Origin of the sequence: Peptoniphilus vaginalis, assembly GCF_900176605.1 — a bacterium.
Classification (GTDB): Bacteria; Bacillota; Clostridia; order Tissierellales; family Peptoniphilaceae; genus Peptoniphilus_A; species Peptoniphilus_A vaginalis.
The window spans coordinates 143,115-149,496 of sequence record NZ_FXLP01000003.1; the positions used below are offsets into that span (position 1 = coordinate 143,115).

The 6,382-nt window shown below is 37.0% G+C and carries 6 protein-coding genes; 3 read left to right on the plus strand and 3 right to left on the minus strand.

What is annotated here, in order from left to right; translation table 11 throughout:
• Positions 1-68: 68 nt before the first annotated feature.
• Complete coding sequence (locus tag CAN42_RS01420; RefSeq protein ID WP_085875228.1) at positions 69-545, plus strand: pyridoxamine 5'-phosphate oxidase family protein; 477 nt, start codon at positions 69-71, stop codon at positions 543-545.
• Positions 546-601: 56 nt separating this feature from the next.
• Here CAN42_RS01420 and CAN42_RS01425 read toward each other — a convergent pair whose 3' ends face one another.
• The 3 genes from CAN42_RS01425 to CAN42_RS01435 form a co-directional block, all read right to left on the minus strand.
• Positions 602-1,558 (minus strand): bile acid:sodium symporter family protein, encoded by a 957-nt coding sequence (locus CAN42_RS01425; RefSeq protein ID WP_209019188.1) that lies wholly within the window; start codon positions 1,556-1,558, stop codon positions 602-604.
• A 1-nt stretch (position 1,559) separates the two neighbouring features.
• Positions 1,560-2,393 carry a pantoate--beta-alanine ligase gene (gene panC, locus CAN42_RS01430; RefSeq protein ID WP_085875229.1) on the minus strand — a complete coding sequence of 278 codons (834 nt, stop codon included), beginning with the start codon at positions 2,391-2,393 and terminating at the stop codon, positions 1,560-1,562.
• Positions 2,394-2,547: 154 nt separating this feature from the next.
• On the minus strand, positions 2,548-3,354 hold the full coding sequence (locus tag CAN42_RS01435) for a thioredoxin domain-containing protein (protein ID WP_085875230.1): 807 nt from the start codon (positions 3,352-3,354) through the stop codon (positions 2,548-2,550).
• Between the two features lie 205 nt (positions 3,355-3,559).
• Between CAN42_RS01435 and nrdD the strand changes: the two genes are divergently transcribed.
• Entirely contained in the window at positions 3,560-5,683 is a 2,124-nt protein-coding gene (gene nrdD, locus CAN42_RS01440; RefSeq protein WP_085875236.1) for an anaerobic ribonucleoside-triphosphate reductase, read from the plus strand.
• Positions 5,683-6,177, plus strand: coding sequence for an anaerobic ribonucleoside-triphosphate reductase activating protein (nrdG, locus tag CAN42_RS01445; RefSeq protein ID WP_085875231.1), 495 nt, complete (start codon positions 5,683-5,685; stop codon positions 6,175-6,177). Before nrdD ends, nrdG begins: the two co-directional genes overlap by 1 nt.
• Positions 6,178-6,382: the final 205 nt, after the last annotated feature.

Here is a 6,382-nt window from a genome sequence, read left to right on the forward strand (position 1 = left end):
ATTATAACATCATTTTTATTTAGATTTATGATAGAAAAAATTTGCTATAATTAAAATAGAGGTGGAGTATGTTTAGAGAAATGAGAAGAATAAAGCAAGAGCTTCCCCTTGAAGAAGCTAAAAGCTTGCTTAAAAAAAATAAAAGAGGAGTCCTATCTTTAAATGGCGAAGATGGCTACCCCTATGCCCTTCCCATAAATTTTTTATATGACGAGGAAGAAAATAAAATTTATTTTCACGGAGCCAAGAGTGGCTACAAGCTTGACTGCATCAAGAAGAATAATAAGTCCTGCTTCGTGACCTATGGAGACCAAGAGCTTTCAGACAATGGTTGGTCCTACTATCTTAAAAGCATAGTAGCCTTTGGAGAAATTGAAATCATAGAGGACAGGGACCTTGCTGCCAAAAAATTAATTGAACTTGCTTCAAGATATTTCCCATCAATAGAAGAAATAAATGAAGTTATGGAGAGAAGTTTTAAAAACGCCCTAGTCTTTTCCCTTAACATCCAGCACATGACTTGCAAGAGAGTCCACGAAAAGTAAAAAATCGCAAGCAAAAAACCAAGGTCTTAGTTTTACCTAAAACCTTGGTTTTATTTTTATATATTTAATTCAACTTCTTCTAATTTCTTTTCCCTTTGGCTTTCCCTATAATGGGCAAAAATTGAACCAATTAGGTTTTGAACTACTGAGAAAATTGCTCCTGGCAAGGCCGCAAGTGGATTCATTGCAAAGTTTGTGTTTGCAAGAACTACTGCAAGACCTGAGTTTTGTGTGCCAACTTCTATGGAAAGAGTTGACTGCTTGTCGTAGTCAAGTCCCATTAATTTTCCAAGTCCAAGTCCAAAACCAAGTCCCAAAATGTTGTGGATAATAACTACTCCAAAGACTAAAAGTCCTGAAGTCATAATTTTTTCTGCGTTGAGTCCAACAATGGCTGCAATAATAAGGGCAATTGCCATAGAAGAAATAAGTGGGAAGACAAAGTCAACCTTCTTAATTCTTTCTCTTAAAAGAGCCTTGGAAACAATTCCAAGTCCTACTGGTAATACAATTACCTTGACAATAGACATAAACATCGCCATAAAAGAAACTTCAACAAGAGATCCTGCCATCATATAGACAAGAAGTGGCGTCATAATTGGCGCAAGTAAAGTTGAAGCAACTGTTAATAAAACAGAGTAGGCAAGGTCGCCTTCAGCTATGTGGCTCAATACATTGGAAGCAGTTCCACCAGGGCAAGCCCCAACGAGGATGACCCCAAGGCTTATGTCCTTTGGCAATTTAAAAATCACTGATAAGAAAAGTGCCAAGAGGGGCATAATTGTGTACTGGCAAATAGCTCCCAAAAAAATAAGTTTTGGCACTTTTAAAAGATTTTTAAAGTCCTCAACTTCTATGCTAGTTCCCATGCCAAACATTGCCGCTGCCAAGAACAGGGCTGTATAATTTGTCATTCCCTTAAAGGCATCTGGATACCTTAAGGCAGTAGCAGAAAGTAGCATGATAATTAAGATCAAGTATTTTTCTATATAAAGTGAAATCTTTTTAAGCAATTCACACCTCGAAGAAAAAGTTGTCTATAAGTCTGGTTGTGCCAAACCTAACAGCAAGGGCAACAAGGCAGTCCCTTTCAATGACGTCCATGTCCCTTATCTCATCTGTGTCAACAACTTGAACATACTCAATGTCAGCAAGTTCTTCGGTTTTTATTTCATCTTCAATAATCTTAATTAAGTCTTCAGCCTTCATTCCCTTTGTCATAACAGCCCTACCCTTTTCTAGGGCCCTATGAAGAACTGGTGCCGCCCTTCTCTCTTCATCAGACAAGTAAACATTTCTTGATGAAATTGCAAGGCCATCCTCTTCCCTCTTAATTGGGCAAGGAACAATTTCGATTCCAAAATTCAAATCCTTGACAGCCTTCTTAACAATTAAAAATTGTTGGGCGTCCTTCCTGCCAAAGTAGGCTCTAGTAGGTCTAAAGATGTGAAATAACTTTGTTAAGACAGTTAAAACTCCCCTAAAGTGAATTGGGCGAGTCTTGCCACATAAGTTGTCCTTTAAATCTTCGATAGTTACATAAGTTTTGTGATTTTGATAAAACTCCACAGGGTCTGGTGTGAAAACTGCATCAACTCCAGCCTCTTCACAGAGTTTAAAATCTCTTTCTTCATCTCTTGGGTAAGATTCATAGTCTTCGCCAGGTCCAAATTGAGTTGGATTTACAAAAATAGACACGATTACGACGTCGTTGTTCTTTCTCGCCTCATCCATAAGTGACCTGTGACCTGCATGCAAAAATCCCATAGTAGGAACCAAACCCACAGACTTTTGGTAATTTCCTTTAGTAAATTCCAAAGCTTCTTGTACATTTCTTAGTACCTTCATCATTCTCTCCTTAAAAATTTATTTTGGAGAAATATTTAATTATAAATATTTAAGTACGGTTTATAAAAATAATACCGTCTCCGGCAATATTATAACAAATATAATAAATTTATGCAGAAAAAAAGGCACCAACTTAGTGCCTTGTCTACAAATTTTAAATTATTTCTACTATCTCAAAGGAATTTATTTTTCTTATCTTAACTTTCCCATCTCTTATAAGGTCTTCTAAGATATTTTCTTCTTTAAAAACAATTTTTATTTCATCTTTTAAGACGAGGTCGTAGGACCTTATGTAGTCCAAAATTTTTTCTTCGTCGCTTAAGTCTTCTTCTCTCTCTTCTAGGTCTAGGTTCTCTAAGAAAAATTCTTCTACTCTTGAGAAGTCCATTATGTTTTGCAAGACTCTATGATTTTTTGTGATCAAAAAGCCTGGAAGTTTTTTTATCCTGTAGTCAAAGGACTCCATCCTGTCTTGTAAAAATAAATCGTGAGAGTTCTCGTAATTAAATAAAAATTCATCGTAGTCTAAGCCAAAGCCTTCTAAGATTTCTTTTTGAACTTCGAATTTGAATATATTTTTCTGAAAGACTATGGCTTCTTCCAAAATTTTTCTCATGTAGTCCCTGGCTAGGTCCTTATTCATTTCTTCTACTGATATGAAGTACTTGTCCAAGGGATAGGATGACTTGTAGTCCTTTGTGAAGAGGTCTGGTGAAGTTTCAAAGCCTGGCATGTGAGTCAGGGTTCCACTTGCCCTATACATATCAAAGAGGATTTGGTTCCCAAGACCTACTGAGTTTTTGTCCCTGAAGTTCTTTGGCAAAAATTCTTCGTAGTTACCAATCAGTCCTCCCATGACAAATTCATAGGAAAAGTTTTTATATTTCCTTTCAAATTTTCTAATTATTGGAAAGAGTCCCCACAAGAAGGGATCTAATACGTCTGTAAATATTTTTAACATAGGTCCTCCTAATCTAGGTCGATTATATCAAAGAGAAAAAATTTTTTCAGCAAATTCTTCTCCAAGGGACTTGACTTTTAAATATTTTACAATAATCACCACAATATATATTTTCCTTGTGGTTTTCATATACTATATGTAGTATAATTTTATCTGTATTAAAGAGAGAAAATAAATAAATTATATAAAAGGAGATATGGAAAAAATGCCAGAAGTTATTAAGAGAAATGGCGAGAAGGTTGCCTTCGACAGGGACAAAATTGTAATCGCTATTGAAAAAGCTATGCACTCAAGTTCCGGTGTCTACATTGAGGACCAAGCTCTTGAAATCGCCAAGGAAATCGAAGAACTTGCCAACTCAAAGGACCTTCCCCTATCAATCTATGACATTGAGGGAGAAGTTTATTATCGTTTGATTCAAAACGACAACCCAGCTACTGCTAGGGCTTACGAATCTTACAAGTCAGTTCAACAATACAAGCGTGAACAAAATACTACTGACGAGGACATACTTGGTCTATTAAACGAAACTAATGAGGACCTAATGGATGAGAACTCCAACAAGAACGCCGTTATTGCCTCTACTCAAAGAGACCTAATAGCTGGAGAAGTTTCTAAAGATATAGCCAAGAGAAAAATGATCCCAGCCGACTTAGTCGAAGCTCACGATTCTGGCGCCATCCACATCCATGACATGGACTACTTCATCCAACCAATTTTCAACTGCTGTCTTGTTAATATGAAGGATATGCTTGACAATGGAACTGTTGTTAATGGTAAGATGATTGAAACTCCAAAGTCCTTCCAAGTTGCCTGCAATGTTATGACACAAATCATTGCCCAAATTGCCTCAAACCAATATGGGGGCCAAAGTATTAATATTTCCTGTCTTGGCAAGTACCTAAGAAGATCTTACGAAAAGAATCTTTCTCTTGCCCTTGATACTCTTGGTGATATTGAACTTGCTGAAAAAATGGCAAATCAAATGACTAAGAAGGACCTTGAAAGTGGAATCCAAACAATTCAATATCAAATAAATACTTTGATGACTTCTAACGGTCAAGCACCTTTCGTTACTTTATTTATGTGGCTCGAAGACGACGACCAATATGTTGATGAAGTTGCAATGATAATAGAAGAAATATTAAAGCAAAGAATTCAAGGAATCAAAAATGACGCAGGTGTTTATGTTACACCAGCCTTCCCTAAGCTAATTTATGTTCTTGATGAAAACAACATAAACAAGGACTCAAAATATTATTATTTAACATCTCTTGCAATTAGATGTACTGCCAAGAGGATGTACCCTGACTACATTTCTGCCAAGAAGATGCGTGCCAACTACGAAGGCAACGTATTTTCTCCAATGGGATGCAGGGCCTTCCTTCCACCATATAAGGACCAAAAGGGCAACTACAAGTTTGAAGGAAGATTTAACATGGGCGCTTGCTCTATAAACCTTCCTCAAATAGGAATTCTTGCAGGAGGAAGCGAGGAAAAATTCTTTGAAATCCTGGAAAAAAGACTAGACCTTGTTAAGAGGGTTGGTCTATTGCGTTACGAACACCTAAAGAAGGTAACAAGTGATTCATCTCCAATTCACTGGCAACATGGTGCCATAGCAAGACTTGGCAAGCACGAATCAATTGCTCCCCTTCTTTTAAATGGCTACTCAACAGTTTCCCTTGGCTACATTGGAATCTACGAAGCAACTATGCTTATTAAGGGAGTAAGCCACACAGACAAGAAGGGTTACGACTTTGCCATGAGAATTATGGATGCCCTTAACGATGCTGTTAATAAGTGGACTAAAGAATATGGAATTAAATTCACTCTTTACGCAACACCAGCTGAGTCACTTACACAAAGATTTGCCAACATAGACAGAGAAAGATTTGGCATCATAGAAAATGTTACAGACAAGGGCTACTACATCAACTCCTTCCACGTTGACGTTCGTGAAGAAATTTCTGCCTTTGAAAAGTTCAACTTCGAAGCTAAGTTCCAAGACAAATCAACTGGTGGCTGCATATCTTATGTAGAAATTCCAAACATGAGCCACAACCTAGAAGCCCTAGAAACAATTGTGAGATATATTTACGACAACATCCAATACGCAGAATTTAACACAAAGTCAGACTATTGTGCAGAGTGTGGCTTTGACGGTGAAATCAAATTAAATGACCATGGCGACTGGGAATGCCCACAATGCCACAACACAGACAGATCAAGCCTTACTGTAGTAAGACGTACTTGCGGTTACCTTGGAGAAAACTTCTGGAACGAAGGCCGTACTAAGGAAATCAACGCAAGAGTTCTTCACATCTAATGAACTTTGCCCAAATAAGAAAGTATGATGTTGCCAATGGACCTGGCATAAGGACCACAATCTTTGTGACAGGCTGCACCCACAAGTGCCACAATTGTTTTAATGAAGAGTACCAAGATTTTAACTTTGGTGACCCTTGGACTCGAAATGAAACAGATGAAGTTATAAAAGATTTAAAGTTAGATGAAGTTAAGGGCTTAACCATTCTTGGTGGTGAGCCCTTCCAAAACGAGGTGGACCTCTTACAAGTTCTTCGTGACATAAAAAAAGAAGTCCAAAAGGATATTTGGATCTTCTCTGGCTATACTTATGAAGAAATTTTAAAAAATGAGGACAAAAAGAAACTCTTAGAAGAGTGTGACGTCCTAGTTGATGGAAGATTTGTGGAAGCTCTAAAAGATTTAAGCCTTAGATTTCGAGGATCCTCCAACCAAAGAATAATAGACATAAAAAAATCCTTAGAATCCAATGAAGTAGTTTTATTTGACTTATAAAGTCTAACTACGATAATATTTTTTCCAATCTCTTAAAATATAACTACTTAGATAAAAATAATAAAAACCCCAGTATTATGTGGTGACCCCATAAAGTTGGACCTAATACCAGGACTGGTAGTTTACTAGTTCTGGTATTATTTTATTGCTTTCCACCCCTAGGGGTGGAAAATTTTTTATGCTGCGTTTAACTTTCTATATTCCA

Excerpts from the sequence above, each read along its gene's own strand:
- nrdG (WP_085875231.1), top strand. The coding sequence starts at position 5,683 with ATGAACTTTGCCCAAATAAGAAAGTATGATGTTGCCAATGGACCTGGC.
- CAN42_RS01420 (WP_085875228.1), top strand. The coding sequence starts at position 69 with ATGTTTAGAGAAATGAGAAGAATAAAGCAAGAGCTTCCCCTTGAAGAA.
- nrdD (WP_085875236.1), top strand. The coding sequence starts at position 3,560 with ATGCCAGAAGTTATTAAGAGAAATGGCGAGAAGGTTGCCTTCGACAGG.
- CAN42_RS01435 (WP_085875230.1), bottom strand. The coding sequence starts at position 3,354 with ATGTTAAAAATATTTACAGACGTATTAGATCCCTTCTTGTGGGGACTC.
- panC (WP_085875229.1), bottom strand. The coding sequence starts at position 2,393 with ATGAAGGTACTAAGAAATGTACAAGAAGCTTTGGAATTTACTAAAGGA.